18 protein-coding genes are annotated in these 19,470 nt (G+C 66.2%); 13 read left to right on the top strand and 5 right to left on the bottom strand.

All coding sequences use genetic code 11. The features are described from left to right. Positions 1-5: 5 nt before the first annotated feature. The 10 genes from ABDV78_RS00570 (at position 6) to ABDV78_RS00525 (ending at position 9,630) form a co-directional block, all read left to right on the top strand. The gene (locus ABDV78_RS00570) at positions 6-701 is read left to right on the top strand and encodes an endonuclease/exonuclease/phosphatase family protein (protein WP_343525317.1); all 696 of its coding nucleotides are present in this window, start codon (positions 6-8) and stop codon (positions 699-701) included. Continuing rightward, positions 701-2,983, top strand: coding sequence for a patatin-like protein (locus tag ABDV78_RS00565; RefSeq protein ID WP_343525198.1), 2,283 nt, complete (start codon positions 701-703; stop codon positions 2,981-2,983). Before ABDV78_RS00570 ends, ABDV78_RS00565 begins: the two co-directional genes overlap by 1 nt. Before the next feature lie 97 nt (positions 2,984-3,080). After that, complete coding sequence (locus ABDV78_RS00560; RefSeq protein WP_343525196.1) at positions 3,081-3,389, top strand: lipopolysaccharide assembly protein LapA domain-containing protein; 309 nt, start codon at positions 3,081-3,083, stop codon at positions 3,387-3,389. A 7-nt stretch (positions 3,390-3,396) separates the two neighbouring features. After that, the gene (gene pyrF, locus ABDV78_RS00555; RefSeq protein WP_343525194.1) at positions 3,397-4,071 is read left to right on the top strand and encodes an orotidine-5'-phosphate decarboxylase; all 675 of its coding nucleotides are present in this window, start codon (positions 3,397-3,399) and stop codon (positions 4,069-4,071) included. Positions 4,072-4,105: 34 nt separating this feature from the next. Then, a complete protein-coding gene (locus ABDV78_RS00550) occupies positions 4,106-4,747 on the top strand; it encodes a phosphoribosylanthranilate isomerase (RefSeq protein ID WP_343525192.1) in 642 nt (213 codons plus the stop codon). A gap of 48 nt (positions 4,748-4,795) precedes the next feature. Next, positions 4,796-6,028 carry a tryptophan synthase subunit beta gene (gene trpB / locus ABDV78_RS00545; RefSeq protein ID WP_343525190.1) on the top strand — a complete coding sequence of 411 codons (1,233 nt, stop codon included), beginning with the start codon at positions 4,796-4,798 and terminating at the stop codon, positions 6,026-6,028. Continuing rightward, positions 6,025-6,837, top strand: coding sequence for a tryptophan synthase subunit alpha (gene trpA, locus ABDV78_RS00540; protein WP_343525188.1), 813 nt, complete (start codon positions 6,025-6,027; stop codon positions 6,835-6,837). The genes trpB and trpA overlap by 4 nt, the downstream gene beginning before the upstream one ends. Continuing rightward, on the top strand, positions 6,834-7,688 hold the full coding sequence (accD, locus tag ABDV78_RS00535) for an acetyl-CoA carboxylase, carboxyltransferase subunit beta (protein WP_343525186.1): 855 nt from the start codon (positions 6,834-6,836) through the stop codon (positions 7,686-7,688). The genes trpA and accD overlap by 4 nt, the downstream gene beginning before the upstream one ends. A gap of 102 nt (positions 7,689-7,790) precedes the next feature. Then, the gene (locus tag ABDV78_RS00530) at positions 7,791-9,110 is read left to right on the top strand and encodes a folylpolyglutamate synthase/dihydrofolate synthase family protein (protein ID WP_343525184.1); all 1,320 of its coding nucleotides are present in this window, start codon (positions 7,791-7,793) and stop codon (positions 9,108-9,110) included. 91 nt (positions 9,111-9,201) lie between these two features. Continuing rightward, the gene (locus tag ABDV78_RS00525; RefSeq protein WP_343525183.1) at positions 9,202-9,630 is read left to right on the top strand and encodes a DUF6628 family protein; all 429 of its coding nucleotides are present in this window, start codon (positions 9,202-9,204) and stop codon (positions 9,628-9,630) included. Here the strand turns inward: ABDV78_RS00525 and ABDV78_RS00520 are convergent. Further along, positions 9,620-10,948 carry an MFS transporter gene (locus tag ABDV78_RS00520; protein ID WP_343525182.1) on the bottom strand — a complete coding sequence of 443 codons (1,329 nt, stop codon included), beginning with the start codon at positions 10,946-10,948 and terminating at the stop codon, positions 9,620-9,622. The genes ABDV78_RS00525 and ABDV78_RS00520 overlap by 11 nt on opposite strands. A 102-nt stretch (positions 10,949-11,050) precedes the next feature. Next, positions 11,051-11,482 carry a response regulator gene (locus tag ABDV78_RS00515; protein ID WP_343525181.1) on the bottom strand — a complete coding sequence of 144 codons (432 nt, stop codon included), beginning with the start codon at positions 11,480-11,482 and terminating at the stop codon, positions 11,051-11,053. Positions 11,483-11,591: 109 nt separating this feature from the next. Here ABDV78_RS00515 and ABDV78_RS00510 point away from each other — a divergent pair, with 109 nt between their 5' ends. Together ABDV78_RS00510 and rsmD are read left to right on the top strand one after the other, a co-directional pair. Then, positions 11,592-12,899 (top strand): pseudouridine synthase, encoded by a 1,308-nt coding sequence (locus tag ABDV78_RS00510; RefSeq protein ID WP_343525180.1) that lies wholly within the window; start codon positions 11,592-11,594, stop codon positions 12,897-12,899. Then, entirely contained in the window at positions 12,899-13,435 is a 537-nt protein-coding gene (gene rsmD, locus ABDV78_RS00505) for a 16S rRNA (guanine(966)-N(2))-methyltransferase RsmD (protein WP_343525179.1), read from the top strand. The genes ABDV78_RS00510 and rsmD overlap by 1 nt, the downstream gene beginning before the upstream one ends. Here the strand turns inward: rsmD and ABDV78_RS00500 are convergent. The 3 genes from ABDV78_RS00500 to ABDV78_RS00490 form a co-directional block, all read right to left on the bottom strand. Next, entirely contained in the window at positions 13,426-14,700 is a 1,275-nt protein-coding gene (locus ABDV78_RS00500) for an MFS transporter (RefSeq protein WP_343525178.1), read from the bottom strand. The genes rsmD and ABDV78_RS00500 overlap by 10 nt on opposite strands. An 81-nt stretch (positions 14,701-14,781) precedes the next feature. Then, positions 14,782-16,326: an inorganic phosphate transporter gene (locus ABDV78_RS00495; RefSeq protein ID WP_343525177.1), complete on the bottom strand. Its 1,545-nt coding sequence runs from the start codon at positions 16,324-16,326 to the stop codon at positions 14,782-14,784. A 246-nt stretch (positions 16,327-16,572) separates the two neighbouring features. Next, positions 16,573-16,881, bottom strand: a complete 309-nt coding sequence (locus tag ABDV78_RS00490) for a UrcA family protein (protein ID WP_343525176.1) — start codon at positions 16,879-16,881, stop codon at positions 16,573-16,575. 208 nt (positions 16,882-17,089) lie between these two features. Here ABDV78_RS00490 and ABDV78_RS00485 point away from each other — a divergent pair, with 208 nt between their 5' ends. Next, positions 17,090-19,387, top strand: a complete 2,298-nt coding sequence (locus tag ABDV78_RS00485; RefSeq protein WP_343525175.1) for a UvrD-helicase domain-containing protein — start codon at positions 17,090-17,092, stop codon at positions 19,385-19,387. Positions 19,388-19,470: the final 83 nt, after the last annotated feature.

Below are 19,470 nucleotides of genomic sequence, written 5' to 3'. Positions count from 1 at the left end.
GCGGAATGATCAAGGTCGCCAGTTACAATATCCGCAAAGGCATCGGCGCCGATCGCCGCCGCAGTCCCGACCGGATTCTCGATGTCCTGCGCGAGGTCGATGCCGACATCATCGCACTTCAGGAGGCAGATCGCCGCTTCGGCGAGCGTGAGGGCGTTATCCCGCTTCACCTGTTGGACGATCACAGCGATTGGAAGCCGGTGGTCTATGGCATGAAGGCCCGTTCGCTGGGCTGGCATGGCAACACGATCCTGGTGCGCAAGACGATCGAGGTGGTGGATTTCGAGGCGATCCACCTGCCCTCGCTGGAGCCGCGCGGAGCCGTGATGGCCGATCTACGCACCAGGGCGGGGATGCTGCGGATTGTCGGCATGCACCTGGATCTGTCGGGACTGTGGCGGCGGCGGCAGGCGGCGACGATCCTGTCCCATCTGACCGCCTGCACCCACCATCATCCGACGGTGATGATGGGCGATTTGAACGAATGGACACGAGCCGCGGGATGCCTGCGCGACTTCGCCCGTGATTTCGCTTTTGCGGAAACGGGGCCGAGCTTCCACGCTCGCAGGCCGATCGGACGGCTGGATCGCATCATGGTCTCGCCCGAACTGCATATCGCGACCTGCGGCGTCCATGCCTCTCCGACGTCGCGCAAAGCTTCGGATCACCTGCCCATCTGGGCGACGATCGGTCGCCGCTGATGCGGGAAAAGGAACTGCGGCTGGCGCTGGTCTGCTATGGCGGGATCAGCCTGGCCGTCTATATGCACGGCATCACCAAGGAGATTTGGCGCGTCGTGCGCGCCAGCCGCGCCTCGCATGAAGGGGATGCGCCAGCCTCTGCGGTCGATGCCGTCTATCACGACCTGCTTGCCGAGATGGAGGAACGCGGCGGCGTGCGGGTTCGGGTGCTGGCCGACATCATCGCAGGAGCCAGCGCGGGCGGGATCAACGGCATCTTCCTCAGCCAGGCGCTGTCCACTGGGCAATCACTCGATCCCCTGACCGATTTGTGGCTGGACGCCGCGGATATCGAATCGCTGATCGCCCCCGATGCTGCCCCGACCTCGCGCTTTTCCAAGATGTGGGCGCTGCCCATCGCCTGGATGGCCGCAGGGCGCAGCGGTGACAATCTGGCCGCGCTGGATGAGGACACGCGGGAGGAAGTGCGCCGCAAGGTCGGCCACCTCGTCCGGTCGCGCTGGTTCGAGCCGCCCTTCTCCGCCGATGATTTCACGACCAAGCTGCTGGAGGCGTTCGACCGGATGGCGGCCGCCCCATTGGGCAAGCGTCTGCTCCCACCCGGCCAGCCGCTCGACCTGTTCGTGACGGTCACGGACTTCACCGGCCAGCCCCAGCGCCTGCGCCTCCATTCGCCGGGAGAAGTCGTGGAGACCGAGCACCGCATGGTGGTGGACTTCACCGACCATGGCGATGGTCGGCTGGCGGCGGTGCCCGAACTGGTCTTCGCCGCGCGCGCCACGTCCAGCTTCCCCGGCGCCTTCCCCCCCTTCACGGTCGCGGAACTGGACCGCGTGCTCGCCACGCGGAACGAAGCGTGGCAGACGCGCGATGCGTTTCTTCGCCGGGTCCTGCCGCGCCATCATGCGGCAGGCGCAGCGGACAAGGCGGTGCTGATCGACGGATCGGTGCTGGTCAACGCGCCCTTCCGCCCGGCCATCGATGCGCTGGGCCGTCGTCCCGCACGGCGACAGATCGATCGCCGCTTCGTCTATATCGACCCCTTCCCGGGGATGCATTTCCGCCTGCCCGGCGGCGGCGGCCATCCCGGCTTCTTCCAGACGATCATCGGCGCGATCAGTGAACTGCCCCGGCAACAGCCGATCCGCGACAATCTGGAAGCGATCGCCGCACGGTCCGGGCGGATCGATCGGATGCAGGCGATCGTCGCCGCGATCCGCGAGGAGGTCGAGCAGGAAATCGAGCAGCTTTTCGGCGGCACCTTCTTCCTCGATCGCCCCACCGCCCCGCGTCTCGCATCATGGCGCGTGCGTGCCCAGGCCGCCTCCGCCGCCAAGGCGGGGTTCAGCTATGGCGCCTATGGTCACCTGAAGCTGGCCAATGTCATCGATGCGATCGCGACGATCCTGGCGGAGGCTGCCGGCGATGACGGGCAGCAGCAGCGTAGCCGGCTGCGCGCCGCAGTCGAACGGGCCGTCGCACAGCGAAGCGCGGAGGGCGATCCGATCGGCTTCACCGGCGGCGCTACCCCGGGGGCGAGAAACTTTCTGCGCGCCTTCGATCTGGGCTATCGCATCCGTCGATTGCGATTGCTCGCGCGGCGGCTGACCGAATTGGAGGCAGACCATTCGGAGGCGCAACTGTCGCCGGTCCGCGATGCTATCTACGAATCGCTGGCCGGATTTCTGGAGCGACAGCACGGCTCCGCGCATGTCGAACTAGCCGCCGATATCCGCGCCAACCGAGACGATGCCGGGCCGCTGATCGATCGACTGGCGGCCAGGCTGGACCTGATCCGGCTGGACGGCGAAACCGACGCACGGCTTGCGGCGGCTTTTGCGGGACTTCCTCGGGCGACACGGCGTACCCTGTTGCTGGCCTATCTTGGCTTTGCCTATTTCGACGTTGCGACATTGCCGCTGCTCCAGGGCGAAGGGCTGGACGAGTTCGATCCGATCAAGGTCGACCGCATCTCGCCTGACGACGCGACCGCGATCCGGGCGGGCGGCGCAGAGGCGACGCTGAAGGGTATCCAGTTCCTGACCTTCGGCGCGTTCTTCAGCCGCAGCTATCGCGAGAACGACTATCTCTGGGGACGGCTGCACGGGGCGGAGCGGATGATCGACATCATCATTTCGACCCTGCCCGCGACCATCCGGCTGAAACCCGGGGCGGTGGCGGCCTTCAAGCGGCGTGCCTTCGTGGCGATCCTCGATGAGGAAGAGGAGCGCCTGACCGCGATTGCTCCCCTGATCGCCTCGTTACGACGCGAGATCGGCTGAAGGCTGGTCATGCCGGGACAAGGCCGCTAGACCGCGAGGCGCGAGCGATGCCCGGCCCCATGGTGCCGGGCGCGAGCACGGTTACGCGGAGAAACGCATGCAGTTCCTGAAAATGCTGTTCTGGTGCCTGCTGGCCTTTCTGGCCGCGGCCTTCACGCTGGGGAACTGGACGACCGTGCCGATCCGGCTGGTCGGCGGCCTCGTCGCGGACGTCAATCTGCCGCTGCTGCTGTTCCTGACCTTCCTGCTTGGCCTGATCCCCACCCTGATCTGGCAGCATGCCGCGCGTTGGCGGCTTCGCCAGCGATTGAGCGCGGCCGAACGCGCACTCGCCGCCGCGACTGCCGAACCCGTGGCCTATGCCGCACCGGCCGAATCCGCCATCATCACCCAACCCACGGTCTGAGCCCCTCATGAGCAACCGCATCTACGTCGCCATCGATACCCCCGACCTGGCCCGCGCGCATGCCCTGGCTCAGAAGGTGCGCCATCATGTCGGCGGGCTGAAGCTCGGACTTGAGTTCTTCTGCGCGCATGGTGCGGGTGGTGTGCGGGAAATGGCGCATATCGGCTTGCCCATCTTCCTCGACCTGAAGCTGCACGACATCCCCAACACCGTGGCCAAGGCGGTGCAGTCGCTGGGACCGATCGCCCCCGCCATCCTGACGGTCCATGCCGCCGGGGGACGCGCGATGCTGGAAGATGCCAAGGCCGCCGCGCCGACCGGGACCAAGGTGGTCGCCGTGACCATGCTGACCAGCCTCGACGCCAACGACCTGTCGGATACCGGCGTGACCGGCTCGCCCGCCGATCATGTCCGGCGTCTGGCCGACCTTGCGGCGGAAGCGGGTGTCGATGGCATCGTCTGCTCCGGCGCGGAGGTCGGCGCGGTTCGCAAGGCGTGGCCGAAAGGCTTCTTCGTCGTCCCCGGCGTACGCCCGGCCGATGGTCCGGTCGGCGACCAGAAGCGGGTCGTGACGCCGCGCGCGGCACTCGACGCCGGTGCGTCGATCCTGGTCATCGGCCGCCCGATCACGCAGGCGGATGATCCCGATGCGGCGGCACGGGCGATCGCCGCCACTCTCTGACGATCTTCGTCCCCCTCCCATCCGGGAAACGGCCATGCCCATCACTGCCAAGATTTGCGGTTTGACGACGCCCGCCACGCTCGACGCCGCGCTGGGCGGCGGGGCGAGCCATGTCGGTTTCGTCTTCTTTCCGGCCTCCCCCCGGCACCTGACCTTCGACATGGCAGCGGGGCTGGCCGGGCGAGTGCCCGACCATGTCCGGCGAGTGGGTGTTTTCGTCGATCCCGACGACCAGTTGCTGGAAGCCGCGGTGCGCGCGGGCATGCTGGACGCGATCCAGCTTCACCGCACCACGCCCGCCCGCGTGGCGGCGATCCGCGCAAGGTTCGACCGGGAAGTCTGGGCCGCCGTCGCGGTCAAGGTCCGCGAAGATGTCGAGAAGGCGCGCGACTATGCGGGGGCGGCGAGCCTTGTCCTCTACGACGCCAAGACGCCCGACGACGCCTCGCTGCCCGGCGGCATGGGCCTGCGTTTTGACTGGAGCCTCCTCGATGGCGCGCGTCATCCATTACGCTGGGCTTTGTCCGGCGGGCTGGATGCCGGTAATGTGGGCGAGGCGATCCGGCGGACGGGCGCGCGACTGGTGGACGTGTCTTCGGGCGTCGAAAGCGCACCAGGCGTCAAGGATATGGACAAGATCGCCGCGTTCCTTAAAGCCGTTGCGACAAATCAGTGACAGGATCGTTGGCAGGGGCCACCCCGCCATACGACCAAGGGAAACGAGATGAACGCGCCCAATTCCTTCCGCGCCCAGCCTGACGAGCGGGGCCATTTCGGCGACTATGGCGGCCGCTACGTCGCCGAGACGCTGATGCCGCTCATCCTCGATCTGGAGCGTGAATATCGCGCAGCCAAGACCGATCCGGCCTTCGCCGCCGAGTTCGACGGTCTGATGACCCATTATGTCGGTCGGCCCAGCCCGATGTATTATGCGGAACGGATGACCGAACTGCTCCGCGAAAATGCGCCGGAGGGCAAGGGCCCGAAGGTCTATTTCAAGCGCGAGGAACTGAACCACACCGGCGCGCACAAGATCAACAACTGCATCGGCCAGATCCTGCTCGCCAAGCGGATGGGCAAGACCCGGATCATCGCGGAGACGGGCGCGGGCCAGCACGGCGTCGCGACCGCGACCGTCGCCGCGCGTTTCGGCCTGCCCTGCACCATCTTCATGGGTGCGCGCGATATCGAGCGGCAGGCGCCGAACGTGTTCCGCATGAAGCTGCTCGGCGCTGAGGTCCGTCCGGTGACGTCGGGCGCGCAGACGCTGAAGGACGCGATGAACGAGGCGCTGCGCGACTGGGTCGCGAACGTCCACGACACCTTCTACATCATCGGCACCGCAGCGGGGCCGCATCCCTATCCAGAGATGGTCCGCGATTTCCAGTCGGTGATCGGCACCGAATCGCGCGCGCAGATGCTCGAGGCCGAGGGCCGCCTGCCCGATCTGCTCGTCGCGGCGGTCGGCGGCGGATCGAACGCGATCGGCCTTTTCCATCCCTTCCTCGACGATCCCGAGGTGCAGATGCTGGGGATCGAGGCAGCCGGCCATGGGCTGTCCACCACCCAGCACGCCGCCAGCCTGACCGGCGGAAAGCCCGGCATCCTGCACGGCAACAAGACCTATCTGCTCCAGGACGAGGATGGCCAGATCACCGAGGCGCATTCGATCTCGGCCGGGCTCGACTATCCGGGCATCGGCCCGGAGCATAGCTGGCTGAACGATACCGGCCGCGTGGTCTATGAGGGCATCACCGATACCGAGGCACTTGAGGCGTTCCAGCTTTGCTGCAAGATCGAAGGGATCATCCCGGCGCTGGAGAGCAGCCACGCATTGGCCGGTCTCATCAAGCGCGCGCCGATGATGGACCGCGATCAGATCGCGCTCGTCAATATCTCGGGCCGCGGTGACAAGGACATCTTCACCGTTGCCGACGCGATGGGAGTGAAGATGTGAGCCGGATCGCCGATAGCTTCGCTCGCTGCCAACAGGCGGGGCGCGCTGCGCTCGTGACTTTCGTCACGGCGGGCGATCCCACGCCGGGCGATACGGCGGCGATCCTCGACGCGCTCGTCGAGGGCGGCGCGGACCTGATCGAACTGGGAATGCCCTTCACCGATCCGATGGCCGACGGGCCGGCGATCCAGAAGGCCAATCTGCGCAGTCTGGCGGCAGGCACGCGGACCGCCGATGTGCTGGCGATCGCATCGTCCTTCCGCGCGCGTCACCCGGACGTGCCGCTCGTCCTGATGGGCTATGCCAATCCGATGACGGTGCGCGGTCCTGAATGGTTCGCAAGGGCTGCCGCCGAAGCTGGCGTGGACGGCGTGATCTGCGTCGATGTGCCCGCCGAGGAGGACGACGCGTTGGGCGTGGCGCTCCGCGCGGAGGGCATCGCGCTCATCCGCTTGGCGACGCCGACCAGCGATGCCCAGCGCCTGCCGACCATTCTGGCTGGGGCGAATGGTTTCCTCTACTACGTCTCGGTCGCTGGGATCACGGGACAGCAGCAGGCCGCCCAGTCCTCGATCGAGGATGCGGTGGCCCGGCTGAAGGCAGCGACCGCGCTGCCCGTCGCGGTGGGCTTCGGCGTTCGCACGCCCGAACAGGCGGCGGCGATCGGCCGGGTCGCTGACGGGGTCGTCGTCGGCTCCGCCATTGTCGATCTGGTGGGCCAGCATGGCGCCGATGCGCCCGCGCCCGTCCGGTCCTATATACAAACTCTGTCGTCGGCCCTGGCCGACGCGCGCAAGGAACTCGCATGAGCTGGCTCAACAGCGTCCGCAACGTCATCCCCTTTGTCACCAAGCGGGAGACGCCCGACAATCTGTGGCACAAGTGCAAGGGGTGCGGGCAGATGGTCTTCACCAAGGAGCTGGAAGACAATCTGAACGTCTGCCCGAAATGCGATCACCATGATCGCATCGGTCCGAAGTTGCGTTTCCGCCAGTTGTTCGACGAGGGAAGCTGCACCGAACTGCCCGCGCCCAAGGTCCCTGAGGATCCGCTGAAGTTCCGCGATTCCAAGCGCTATGCCGATCGCCTGAAGGCGGCGCGTACCGGACAGGGCGAGGCGGATGCGCTGATCAACGCGCGCGGCACGATCCATGGTCACAAGGTCGTGGTCGGGGTTCAGGACTTCGCCTTCATGGGCGGATCGATGGGCCTCGCCGTGGGCGAAGCCTTTGTTCGCGGCGTCGAGGCGGCGATCGCCGACAACAGCCCCTACGTCATCTTCACAGCCTCAGGCGGTGCGCGCATGCAGGAAGGCATTCTCAGCCTGATGCAGATGCCGCGCACCACGGTCGCGATTCAGATGCTGCACGATGCGGGCCTGCCGTACATTGTCGTACTGACCGACCCGACCTCGGGCGGCGTCATGGCCGCCTATGCCATGCTGGGGGATGTCCAGATCGCCGAGCCCAAGGCGACGCTGGCCTTTACCGGACGTCGCGTGATCGAAAGCACGATCCGCGAAAAGCTGCCCGAGGATTTCCAGACGTCGGAATATTATCTCGATCATGGCATGCTGGACATGGTCGTTCACCGTCATGCCCTGCGCGATCGGCTGGCGACGGTGATCGGCTATCTGACGGCGGCCCGTCAGGCGGCCTGATTCGTCCCTGCTCACGCCCCGCGTCCCTTTTGACGCGCGGGCGGCCTGGAGGGGCGGGCCGAAAGGTCCGCCTCTTTTCATTCCGTTTGAAGAGACCGGCCGATGCCCGATCATGCCCGTTCGCAAAACCCCGCCGTGCAGGCGCAGCTTGACCGGCTATGGTCGCTATCGCCGGGCGCGGATGTTCTTGGGCTGGAACGGATCACGACGCTGCTTTCCCGGCTCGGCAATCCGCACAATGCTCTGCCTCCGGTGTTTCATGTGGCGGGGACCAACGGCAAGGGATCGACCTGCGCCTTCCTGCGTGCGGCGATCGAGGCGTCGGGCCGAAGTGTCCATGTCTATTCCAGTCCCCATCTCGTCCGCTTCAACGAGCGGATCCGCATCGCCGGTCGTCTGATCGACGATTCATCGCTGGCGACGATTCTCGACGAAGTGCTGGGTCAGGCCGAGGGCATCGGCGCCAGTTTCTTCGAGGTGACGACAGCGGCCGCCTTTCTATGCTTTGCGCGCAATCCCGCCGACGCGGCGATCATCGAGGTCGGGCTCGGCGGGCGGCTCGACGCGACCAACGTCCTGCCTCCACCGGCCGTCTGCGGCATCGCCGCACTCGGGATCGACCACGAGGCTTTTCTGGGGCGCAGCCTGACCGGCATTGCGAGGGAAAAGGCCGGGATCGCCAAGCGGGGCACGCCACTGGTCACGATGGATTATTCACGTACCCTGCGCGTTGCAATCGGCGCCATGGCGGATGCCGCCGATGCCCGCGTCCTCGCACGCGGCGAGGCGTGGTTCAGTCGGGCGGATGCGCGCGGAGTGACCTATGAAGATGGATACGGCACGCTTCGCCTCCCCCGGCCTGCCCTGTCCGGCGTCCATCAGGCCCGCAATCTGGCATTGGCCGTCGCCATGCTGCGCCACCAGAAGGCCGTCATGCTGCCCCAGTACGCACTGAAGGCCGCCGCGACCGGCGCGCATTGGCCCGCCCGGATGCAGCGGCTCGCGACCGGGCCGTTGACCAATCTGTTGCCCGAGGGAAGCGAGTGCTGGCTGGACGGTGCCCATAATCCTTCCGCCGCGGTGCCCATTGCGCAGGCCATGGCCAACTGGCGGAAGGAAGGGCCATCAGCCTTGGTGCTGGGAATGCTGGCGAACAAGGAGGCAGAGCCCGTCTTGGCCAAGCTGGCATCGATGGTGGATCTCGTCGTGACGGTGCCTGTGCCCGATCATGCCTGTCACCCGCCCGAGGCCCTGGCCGCGCAGGTCCGTGCCATGGGATGCGATTCTCTCGCCGCCGCCGATCCCGCCGCCGCGCTGTCGCAGATCGCGGCGCGTTTCGATCGTCCGGTCCGCACGCTGATCGCCGGTTCGCTCTACCTGGCCGGGCAGGTGTTGGCGTCTAATGCCGAAGAGCCGCAATGATGCGACGAACCGAAGGCTGAGTAGCGCTTATTTGCGATTGACTATCAATAGCGCAGCTTTAGCATGGGCGGGCAATCACGGAGTCCCGCCGATGGCCGAAACGACCACCCTCGCCACCACCCTGCCGCATGTCCTGCCGGCCTGCCCGCATGCGCGGATCGCTCTGTTCGCCATCCGGCGCATGGGGGCGCATGGCCTGGCCGATGCGCGCGCCGCACACACGCTGTTCACCGTCTTCGGACAGGATTTCCGGCGGCCGCTGGTCCTCATGCGCGCGCTGATGGCCGATCTCGCTTCGCACGCCTCGGGACAGATCGCGATCGCACCGTGCTGCTGCGCGCGGATGACCGCCGCCGAAGCCGCGTTGATGACCATCCTGGCGCAGATGGAGACGGCGCCGGACAAGGCGCGCTTCCTGATGTCGGACCTGCTCGGGGTGCGGCGGGTCGACGGCGTGCTGGCGAGTGCCGCCGCGGCTAGCGCGGCCTTTGCCGATGAGGGGCGGCCGATCAGCTACTGATCGGCTGGTCGGTGCGGGCGTCCCCCTCGCCCTCGACGCCCGCGCTGCCGATCGAGCGATCGACCAGCCCCGATCGCGCCATCCACCAGAACAGCGCGACACCGGGCAGTGCGACGACCGTGGTGAACAGGTAGAAGTCCACATAGCCGAACCGCTCGACCAACGCCCCCGCGGTCGTCCCGCTCAGGATGCGCCCGACCACGCTGGAGGCCGCCGAGATCAACGCATATTGTGCCGCGGTGAAGCGCAGGTCGGTAAGGGCCGAGAAATAGGCAACGACGGTGACGCCGCCGATACCGCTCGAGAAATTCTCGAACCCGATCGCACCCGCCATTCCCCAGTTGGAATGCCCCGCCGCCGCCAGTCCCGCAAAGGACAGGTTGGAGATCGCCATCAGAACAAGGCTTATCAACACCGAGCGCTTCATCCCCAGCCGGGCATAGAGGATGCCGCCGACAAAGACGCCGACCAGAAGTGCCCAGAAGCCGACGCCGACATCATACAGCGCGATCTCGTCCTTGCTGAACCCCAGGTCGTTGAACAGCAGCCGAAAGGTCAGGTTGGCGAGCGTATCGCCGATCTTGTGCAGCAGGATGAAGGCCAGCACGATGATCGCGCCCTCGCGGCGGAAGAATTCCGCGAACGGCCCCACCACCGCGCGCACGACGCCCTCGGTGGGGCGCTTGGTGGTGATCTCTGCATGGCGCTTGGGCTCGCCCATCACCAGTGCGGTCAACAGGGCCGGAAGGGCGAAGGCGCAACTGGCGATATAGGCCATGCTCCACCCACCTCGCGCGGCGATGAACAGCGCCATGGAGGCGACCAGCGCCGATCCGATCCGCCAGCCATATTGCCCCATCCCTGCGCCGACGCCCAGTTGCCGAGGTTCGAGCAGTTCGATGCGATAGGCGTCGATCACGATGTCGAACGTAGCCCCCGCGATACCGAGGAGGATCGCCGCCATCGCGGTCTGGGCCAGGGAAACCGTGGGATCGGACAGCCCCAGCCCAACGGCCGCGGCGCAGACCAGGGCGGCGACGACGAACAGCCACGACACGCGCTGGCCGAACCGGTGAAGCAGCGGAATCTTCACGCCCTCCACGATCCACGCCCATAGCCATTTGAAATTATAGGCCAGGATGACGAGTGCAAAGGCGGTGACGCTTTTCTTCTCGATGCCCGCCTCGGCCAGACGACTGGCGAGCGTGGCGTTGATCATGGTCAGCGGAAAGGCGGAGGAAATGCCAAGCGCCAGCGATGCAAGCGGTGCCGATTCCACATAGGGTCGCACACCATCCACCCACCGACCACTCGCCATACTCAACCTGTCCCTTTTGTGCGTATCGCAGGTACGGTAAAGAGCTTCCTTGGCAGGGGCAATGCCGCCGTCATGTCGGGACGTGAGTGGTGATGGCCCCGATCAGATTCCCGCCAGAAGCCGGAAACCGGAGGGAAGCCGAGCAGGAACCTTGCCGGTCCGGCGCTCCTCGACGACCATGATCGCGCCGAGAAGCTCGCGAGGGGCATAGGGCTTCATCAATATCCCCTCGGCCAGGCCATTGGCCTCATCGGGCGGCGTGCCAGTCAGGAACAGCACCGGGATCTGACGAGCCTGGGCAGCCCGCGCCACGTCCAGCCCACTGCCATCGGCCAGCCGGACATCGGCCAGTACGAGATCGATGGCGACCCCGCTTTCGATCAGCGCAACGGCCTTGCTGACGCGGTCGACGGTCGCGACCACCTCGTAATCGGCATCGGTCAGCACATGCTCGGTGTCGAACGCGACCAAAGGTTCGTCTTCGACTACCAGCAGCTTCTCGATCTGCCGCTTCTTTCGCCCGAAGAGTCTCATCCCGTTTTAGGTCCGTCTTCCCTGCCCGTTGTCTCCGCGTAACGCTTTGTCCGAGAGAAACGACGCAATTATTTTCCTTTGGCCCCTACCCTATGTATCAGCGGCGACCATGACACCTGAACAACGTATCGCCAAGCTGCTCGCCCGTGCCGGAGTCGCCTCGCGCCGGGAAGTCGAACGGATGATCGCCGAGGGGCGGATCGCGCTCAACGGCGTGGCGATCGACACCCCTGCGACACTGTTGAGTTCGCTCGACGGCGTGACCGTCGATGGCCAGCCGGTCGCCGCGCCGGAGCCCACCCGGCTGTTCCTGTACCACAAGCCCAATGGCCTGTTGGTGACGGAGCGCGATCCCAAGGGGCGGCCGACCATCTATGATCGGCTGCCTGCCGGATTGCCGCGTGTCGTGCCCGTGGGGCGGCTCGACCTGAATACCGAAGGCCTGTTGCTGCTGACCACCGATGGCGGTTTCAAGCGTCAGCTTGAACTGCCCGCAACCGGGGTCGAGCGGACCTATCGTGCCCGGGCCTATGGCGACGTGTCACAGGCCCAACTCGAGGAACTGATCCACGGCATCGAGATCGACGGCGTGCGCTATGGTCAGATCGACGCCAATCTGGAACGTCGCACCGGTGCCAATGTCTGGATCGAGATGACCCTGCGCGAGGGCAAGAACCGCGAAGTTCGCCGCGTGCTGGAACATCTGGGCCTCCAGGTCAGTCGCCTGATCCGTCTTCGCTATGGCCCGTTCGTGCTCGATGAACTGCCCGTGGGAGAGGTTGGCGAGGTCAGGGGCGTGGATATCGTCGAGTTTCGCAAGACGCTGGCCGGAGGGATTCCCGCCGATGCGATCAAGCCGGCCAAGCCGAAGCCCGGGTTTCGCACGCCCCCTGCCCGAACGCCTGCCGAGCGCCCGGCGCGCACCGCGACGGACGCTCCGGCAGGCGGAACCACTCGCCGGCCGCACAACGCCGTGAGCGACCGACCCAGATCGCCGGAGCGGAAGCCGAGCGGCGAACGGCTGCGTCGCGAAGACGGCCGGTCATCCACGCCCTTCGCCAAGACGGATCGTCCGGGGCGTCCGCGACAGGATGCGAAGCCTTACTCCAAGGGTGCGCCGGATGATCGGGCCATGTCGACGGGGCAGCGCTCGACTCGCCTGGATGATGGCCGGTCGCCATCACCTTTCGCGACGAACGAGCGGTCTGGCCGGGCTCGCCCAGAAGGCAAGCCTTTCGCCAGGGATGGAAAAGCCCAAGGTTTCGGTCGCTCCGACGATCGCGGCGAACGGACCGGACGGCCGGTCCGTGGCCCTCAATCTCCGTCCGGCCGGAATAGGCCGACATCGACGCCGGACGGGCCCGGTGGACGCCCCCGTGGCGGCGGACGTTCCGGCCGTCAGGGAGGCCGTCGCTGATGCGCGTGATCGCAGGACAATGGCGGGGCCGCCCACTCGTGGCGCCCAAGGGCGATGTGACCCGTCCGACCGCGGACCGCACGCGCGAGGCGCTGTTCTCGATGCTGACCGCGCGGCTCGGGGACTTCGAGGGGCTGGCGGTTGGTGACTTCTTCGCCGGTTCGGGGGCGCTCGGCATCGAGGCGCTATCGCGGGGAGCGGCTTCTTGCCTGTTCGTCGAGCAGGATCGCGGCGCACTGGATGCGCTTCGCGCCAATCTGGAGAAGCTGGGTGCCTCGGGCGACGTGCGCGCGGCTTCGGTCATGGCGCTGGGGCCCGCACGCCAGCCGCTGGACCTGATCCTGATGGACCCCCCCTACGGAACCGGCGCAGGGGTGGTGGCACTCGACAAGCTGGCCCGGCTCGGCTGGATCGGCGCGGGCACCTGGATCAGCATCGAAACCGCCAAGCAGGAGGAGGTTGCGCTGGCGGGCTTCGTCATCGACGCTTCCCGCGTCCACGGCAAGGCGCGGCTGACGCTGTTGCGTCAGGGCTGAGCGACGCCCCGCCCGCGCATCAGCGCAAGGCCGCCCAGGCTGAGCAGCCCCGCCGCGACCAGATAGGCCCCGACCCAGTTCAGCCCGCCCCGCTCGGTCAGGGTCTGAGCGGCGATCGGGGCCAGTGCGCCGCCGATGATGCCACCCAGATTGAAGGTCATCGAAACGCCGGTATAGCGCACCCCCGCCGGGAACAACGCGGGCAACCAGCCGCCGAGCGGGCCATAGGCAAATCCCATCACGAAAAGCGCTACCGCCAGCCAAAGGAAGACCAGGGCCAGCGAACCCGACCCCAGCATCGGCCCCATCGCCAGGCCGACCAGCGCACAACCACCAAAGCCGAGCCCCAACATCGCGGTGGCGCCACGGCGATCCGCCATCACGCTCGACACCACGACGCCCAGTGCCAGGAACAGGATCGCCACCAACTGCACGCCCAGAAACGCTTCGCGCGGATAACCCAGCGTCGTGGTGCCATATCCCAGGGCAAAGGCGGTCGCGAGATAGAAGATCGCGAAACAGGCGATCACACCGCCTGTCCCCGCCAGCAGCGCACGACCATGGTTCTGAAGCAAGGTAGCGATCGGCACGCGCGGCAGCGACTCGCTTTGCTTGGCCTCGGTGAAGTCGGGGGTTTCGGTCAGGCGAAGGCGAACCCACAGGCCGAGCACGACGAGGATGGCGCTCGCCAGGAACGGCAGACGCCAGCCCCATGCCCGGAACTGGGCGTCGGTCAGGACGAGGCCCAGGATCAGGAAAAAGCCATTGGCCAGGATGAACCCCACCGGCGCGCCCAGCGGCGGGAACATGCCCCAGGTGTTCCGGCGTCCGGGTGGCGCGTTCTCCACCGCGAGAAGAGCCGCACCGCCCCATTCGCCGCCAAGCCCCAGCCCCTGCCCCAGACGCGCCATGCACAGCAGCAGCGGCGCGATCCAACCCGCCTGCGCATAGGTCGGCAGGAAGGCGATGGCGACCGTCGACCCGCCCATCAACATCAGGCTGACCACCAGGGTCGACTTCCGCCCGACCCGGTCGCCGAAATGCCCGAACGCGACGGCTCCGACCGGCCGCGCGACGAACGCCAGGCCGAAACTGGCATAGGACAGCAACAATTGCGCGGTCGGTGATGAGGCCGGGAAGAACAAGGGGCCGAACACCAGGGCCGCCGCCGTGGCATAGATGTAGAAGTCATAGAATTCGACCGCCGTGCCGGTCAGGCTGGCGAGCAGGATATGACGGTGCGACGGGGCGGAGGATCGAGTCATGGCGACCGCTCGTGCAGAAGCGATACGGTTTCGTAAAGACCCAACGCGATGCCGGATCCTGAAGAATGCCCCATCAAAGCGCTAGGCCGCCAGCATCCGCGTGAGGGCCAGCATCAGCCAGTAGAGCGTGCCCGAAAGCAGCATCGCGACCGGCAGGGTCAACACCCATGCCAGCGCCATGTTACGGATCGTGCTCGCCTGAAGGCCCGCTCCGTTGGCGACCGAAGCCCCCGCCACGCCCGATGACAGGATATGCGTGGTCGACACCGGCCGCCCCAGTTGATCCGCGAGCAGGATGGTTGCGGCCGTCATCAGTTCGGCGGCGGCGCCCATGCCATAGGTCAGATGGCGCTTGCCGATCCGTTCGCCCACCGTCACCACGATCCGACGCCATCCGATCATGGTGCCCAGTCCCAGGGCCAGCGCGACGGTCACCTTGACCCACAGCGGTATGTAGCGCGTGCCTCGCTCCAATTCCCCGGCATAGCGGCCGAGCGAGTCGATCTCGGCCGCCGTGAAGCGCTTCTTTGCCCCCTCGTCCTTGGTCACCATGCGCGTGGTGTCGAGTACCAGATACATGTCGTTGCGCAGATTGGGGACGACCGCAGAGGGAACGCGGCTCAACGCGCCGTAATTGTCGATCCGCTGCCCGATATCGCGCGACAGCACCGAAAGCCCTTCATAGACCTGTGCCTCGTCGATCGCCTTGGTACGAACGCCCCGCACCACGATGGCGCGGGCTTCGTCCACGCGCATGGCAAAGCCAGTGCCATGCGCGGCATAGGCGGACGAAGCGACCTGCGCGCTCCGCACGAAGGCGGGCATCGCGCTTTCGGGCAGCGTCCGATTGAGGGCATAGGCTGTGGGAGCGCAGCCGATCAGGATCAGCATGATCAGGCCCATCCCCTTTTGCCCGTCATTGCCGCCATGCGCGAAGCTGACCGCGGTGCAGGTGAAGATCAGCAGGGCGCGGATGCCGCGCGGCGGCGGGGCTTCACCCACCGGTTCCTGGTAGAGACGCCGGTCCTTCAGGAAGCGCTTCATGAGCAGAAGCAACATCAGGGCGCCCGTGAAACCGATCAATGGGCTGAACAACAGGGCGGAGAGCACCTTCTGGACCTGCACCATGTCGACGCCAGATGCACCCGGAACGTCCGACAAAAGCTGGTTGGCGAGCCCGACGCCCAGGATCGATCCGATCAGGGCATGGCTTGACGAATTGGGCAGTCCGGCGGCCCAGGTCGCCAGATTCCACAGCACCGCCGCCAGGAGGAGCGCGAATATCATCGCAAAGCCCCCGGCCGAACCGACATGCAGCATCAGGTCGATGGGCAGCAGGGTGATAATCGAATAGGCGACCGCACCGCTGGACGTCACCACGCCCAGAAAATTGAAGATGCCCGACCACACCACCGCCAGCGGCGCGGGCATGGAATGGGTGTAGATCACCGTCGCCACCGCATTGGCGGTATCGTGGAACCCGTTGACGAACTCGAAGCCCAGCGCGATCAGCAGCGCCAACCCGAGAAAGGCGAAGACACCGATCGCCAGAGGCTCGCCAACCCGCGCCGTATCGGTCGCGACGCTGACGCCCGCATAAGCCAGGCCGCCGACCAGCAGGGCCATGAAAATCCACCGCCCCAGTGGATGAAGCTGCGAGTCCAACCTGGGTCCACGGACCCTGTTTTCGGTTCGACCGCCGTCAAGCGCATAACTTGTCATCGTGTATGTCCGTTGCGCTCGGGAGGTGACATTTTGATGACGCTCGACGCCGCACATGGCTTGCGGTTCCCCGCCTCGCGTCGGACACCGGTCCAGTCAGCCGGTGCCGAAGCGGGAATCCACGCTCTCGGCACCGTCTCGGCCAGTATCTTATCGATTGCTGGCCAGAGCGATTGGCGCAGGGGACAGTCCGGCGAGCTTGACGGCGGCGTCGGCGTGCATTTCTTTCCGACAGTGCAACACATCGGCGTTGCTGGCGATATCGACCGTGATCGGGCCGCACGCGCTATTGGCCGCCCGGCGGATGCGGGCATCCAGGACGGCGCGCTGGTCGGCGCGCGCCAGGTTCAGATCGGCATAGTGAACCTTGACCGTAATCGGCTCGCGCATCTGGGCCTCAACGGATGCGCCGCACATGAAGACAGACGCGGCAAAGGCCGCGGCGATGATCTTGCTCATGGAAATCGCTCCTGCATCGGGTCGCGCCCGTCATGACGGCGTGGCCATGAGGCCCACCGCTCATCGGCGCGATCGGGGCTGTAGGATGAAGGCGTGTCGCTTTCAGGTCGTGCCAGCGACAGTTTCGAGACGAATTCCGACATGGCCCGTCACACTGGATCGACAGGCCAAGGTTGCCGCCGCTGCAAACGTTCCCTAACTGTTCGCGATGACCGCCGTTTCTCCCGATCCCGCCGCATCGCTGGCCGATTACCCCTATCTCCGCACGCTGAACCCGGCGCAACGCGAGGCCGTGTTGACCACCGACGGGCCAGTGCTGGTTCTGGCGGGCGCGGGAACGGGCAAGACGGCGGCGCTGACCGCTCGGCTGGCGCATCTTCTCTACACGCGAAAGGCCTGGCCATCGGAAATTCTGTCGGTCACCTTCACCAACAAGGCGGCTCGCGAGATGCGCGAACGGGTCGGTCGGCTCGTCGGGGATGCGGTGGAGGGCATGCCATGGCTGGGCACCTTCCACGCGATCGGAGCCAAGATGCTTCGCCGCCATGCCGAACTGGTGGGACTCCAGTCCAACTTCACCATCCTCGACACCGACGATCAGCTGCGTCTGCTCAAACAGTTGATCGTCGCGGCCGACATCGATGAGAAGCGCTTTCCGGCCCGCGCGCTGGGCGGTCTGATCGACGAGTGGAAAAACAAGGGGCTGGTGCCGGCCGACATCGATGCGGGCGAGGCCGAGCGCTACGCCAACGGGCAAGGTGCCGAACTTTACCGGCAATATCAGGAACGGCTGCGCAGCGTGAATGCCTGCGATTTCGGCGACCTGCTGCTTCACATGCTGACCGTCCTGAAGACGCATCGCGACGTGCTGGAGCATTATCAGCAGCGCTTCCGCTACATCATGGTCGACGAATATCAGGACACCAACAGCGTCCAGTATCTCTGGCTGCGCCTGCTGGCCCAGGCGCGCAAGAACATCGCCTGCGTGGGTGACGATGATCAGTCCATCTATTCCTGGCGCGGCGCGCAGGTGGAGAACATCCTCCGGTTCGAACGCGACTTTCCCGGCGCCAAGGTCATCCGGCTGGAGCAGAATTATCGCTCGACCCCCCATATCCTGGGTGCGGCGTCCGGGGTGATCGCCAACAATGGCGGACGCCTGGGAAAGACGCTATGGACCGAGTTGGACGTCGGCGAGAAGGTGCGCGTGCTGGGCGTCTGGGACGGCCCCGAAGAAGCGCGGCGCGTCGGGGAAGAGATCGAGGCGGCACGGCGTTCGGGCACCTCCTATAGCGATATCGCGATCCTCGTCCGCGCCCAGCATCAGACGCGCGAGTTCGAGGACCGATTCATCGCGATCGGCCTGCCCTATCGGATCGTCGGTGGCTTCCGCTTCTATGAGCGGGCCGAAATCCGCGACGCGCTGGCCTATCTGCGGGTCGTCAACCAGCCCTCGGACGATCTGGCGTTCGAGCGAATCGTCAACGTCCCCAAGCGTGGGCTCGGCGACAAGGCGCTGGCGAAGATCCATCAGCTAGCGCGCGCCGATGGCCTGCCGCTGACCCTGGCCTCCGCGCGTATCCTGGACACCGATGAACTGACACCGCAGGCACGACGGAGCCTCGGCAATCTGATCGGCGATATCGCGCGCTGGCGCGACATGGCACGCGACCTGCCGCATCCCGAACTGGCGCGTCAGATGCTGGACGAGAGCGGCTATACCGCCATTTACCAGAACGAGAAATCGGCCGAAGCGGCGGGGCGGCTGGAGAACCTGTCCGAACTGGTCCGCGCGATGGAGGATTACGATTCGCTCGGCGCGTTCCTCGAACATGTGTCCTTGGTGATGGACCGTGATGGCGATCAGCGCGAACCCGAAGTCACGATCATGACCATCCATGCCGCCAAGGGCCTGGAATTCGACACGGTATTCCTGGCGGGTTGGGAGGAAGGGCTTTTCCCGTCGCAACGCGCCATCGACGAGGGCGGCACGCGCAGCCTGGAGGAGGAGCGACGTCTCGCCTATGTCGCGATCACGCGGGCGCGGCGCAAGGCCATCATCCTGCATGCGGCCAACCGCCGCATCTACGGCCAATGGACCTCCAGCCTGCCCAGCCGCTTCGTCGGCGAGCTGCCGCCCGAGCATATCGAGAGCGAGACGAGCATGACCGGCGGCGAAAGTCTCTGGCGAGCCAATTGGTCCGAACATGCCGATCCCTTTGCCAATGTCGCGCGCGGCACCGGACGCGGGCCCGGATGGCAGCGGGCGGCGACGAGCCAGGGCGGCCCCGCCGCCCGTCCGGCACGGATCGTCGAGTCGCGCTCGCCTTCGGTCGGGCTTGGCCAGAAGGGACGCGGCGACCTGAGCGTCGGCGATCGGGTCTTCCACCAGAAATTCGGCTATGGCGCAGTCGCGGCGATCGAGGGCAACAAGCTGGAGATCGATTTCGAGCAGGCGGGCCGCAAGCGGGTGATGGACAGCTTCGTCACCAAGGACGGCAAGTAGATGACGTTCGCGTCATTCAGGAACCATATCGATTCGTAGCCGTATCGGTCGCACTCGCCCGATTGTCCGGGCGCTGGAGGATA

This window comes from Sphingomonas sp., from assembly GCF_039594485.1.
Classification (GTDB): Bacteria; Pseudomonadota; Alphaproteobacteria; order Sphingomonadales; family Sphingomonadaceae; genus Sphingomonas.
The sequence above is the reverse complement of the archived record's forward strand: the minus strand, read 5'-3'. Positions and strand labels throughout refer to the sequence as shown.

What these genes read in the sequence shown, in the direction of transcription:
- ABDV78_RS00570 (WP_343525317.1), top strand. Translation starts at nt 6, where the DNA reads ATGATCAAGGTCGCCAGTTACAATATCCGCAAAGGCATCGGCGCCGAT.
- ABDV78_RS00565 (WP_343525198.1), top strand. Translation starts at nt 701, where the DNA reads ATGCGGGAAAAGGAACTGCGGCTGGCGCTGGTCTGCTATGGCGGGATC.
- ABDV78_RS00560 (WP_343525196.1), top strand. Translation starts at nt 3,081, where the DNA reads ATGCAGTTCCTGAAAATGCTGTTCTGGTGCCTGCTGGCCTTTCTGGCC.
- pyrF (WP_343525194.1), top strand. Translation starts at nt 3,397, where the DNA reads ATGAGCAACCGCATCTACGTCGCCATCGATACCCCCGACCTGGCCCGC.
- ABDV78_RS00550 (WP_343525192.1), top strand. Translation starts at nt 4,106, where the DNA reads ATGCCCATCACTGCCAAGATTTGCGGTTTGACGACGCCCGCCACGCTC.
- trpB (WP_343525190.1), top strand. Translation starts at nt 4,796, where the DNA reads ATGAACGCGCCCAATTCCTTCCGCGCCCAGCCTGACGAGCGGGGCCAT.
- accD (WP_343525186.1), top strand. Translation starts at nt 6,834, where the DNA reads ATGAGCTGGCTCAACAGCGTCCGCAACGTCATCCCCTTTGTCACCAAG.
- ABDV78_RS00530 (WP_343525184.1), top strand. Translation starts at nt 7,791, where the DNA reads ATGCCCGATCATGCCCGTTCGCAAAACCCCGCCGTGCAGGCGCAGCTT.
- ABDV78_RS00525 (WP_343525183.1), top strand. Translation starts at nt 9,202, where the DNA reads ATGGCCGAAACGACCACCCTCGCCACCACCCTGCCGCATGTCCTGCCG.
- ABDV78_RS00520 (WP_343525182.1), bottom strand. Translation starts at nt 10,948, where the DNA reads ATGGCGAGTGGTCGGTGGGTGGATGGTGTGCGACCCTATGTGGAATCG.
- ABDV78_RS00515 (WP_343525181.1), bottom strand. Translation starts at nt 11,482, where the DNA reads ATGAGACTCTTCGGGCGAAAGAAGCGGCAGATCGAGAAGCTGCTGGTA.
- ABDV78_RS00510 (WP_343525180.1), top strand. Translation starts at nt 11,592, where the DNA reads ATGACACCTGAACAACGTATCGCCAAGCTGCTCGCCCGTGCCGGAGTC.
- rsmD (WP_343525179.1), top strand. Translation starts at nt 12,899, where the DNA reads ATGCGCGTGATCGCAGGACAATGGCGGGGCCGCCCACTCGTGGCGCCC.
- ABDV78_RS00500 (WP_343525178.1), bottom strand. Translation starts at nt 14,700, where the DNA reads ATGACTCGATCCTCCGCCCCGTCGCACCGTCATATCCTGCTCGCCAGC.
- ABDV78_RS00495 (WP_343525177.1), bottom strand. Translation starts at nt 16,326, where the DNA reads ATGGCCCTGCTGGTCGGCGGCCTGGCTTATGCGGGCGTCAGCGTCGCG.
- ABDV78_RS00490 (WP_343525176.1), bottom strand. Translation starts at nt 16,881, where the DNA reads ATGAGCAAGATCATCGCCGCGGCCTTTGCCGCGTCTGTCTTCATGTGC.
- ABDV78_RS00485 (WP_343525175.1), top strand. Translation starts at nt 17,090, where the DNA reads ATGACCGCCGTTTCTCCCGATCCCGCCGCATCGCTGGCCGATTACCCC.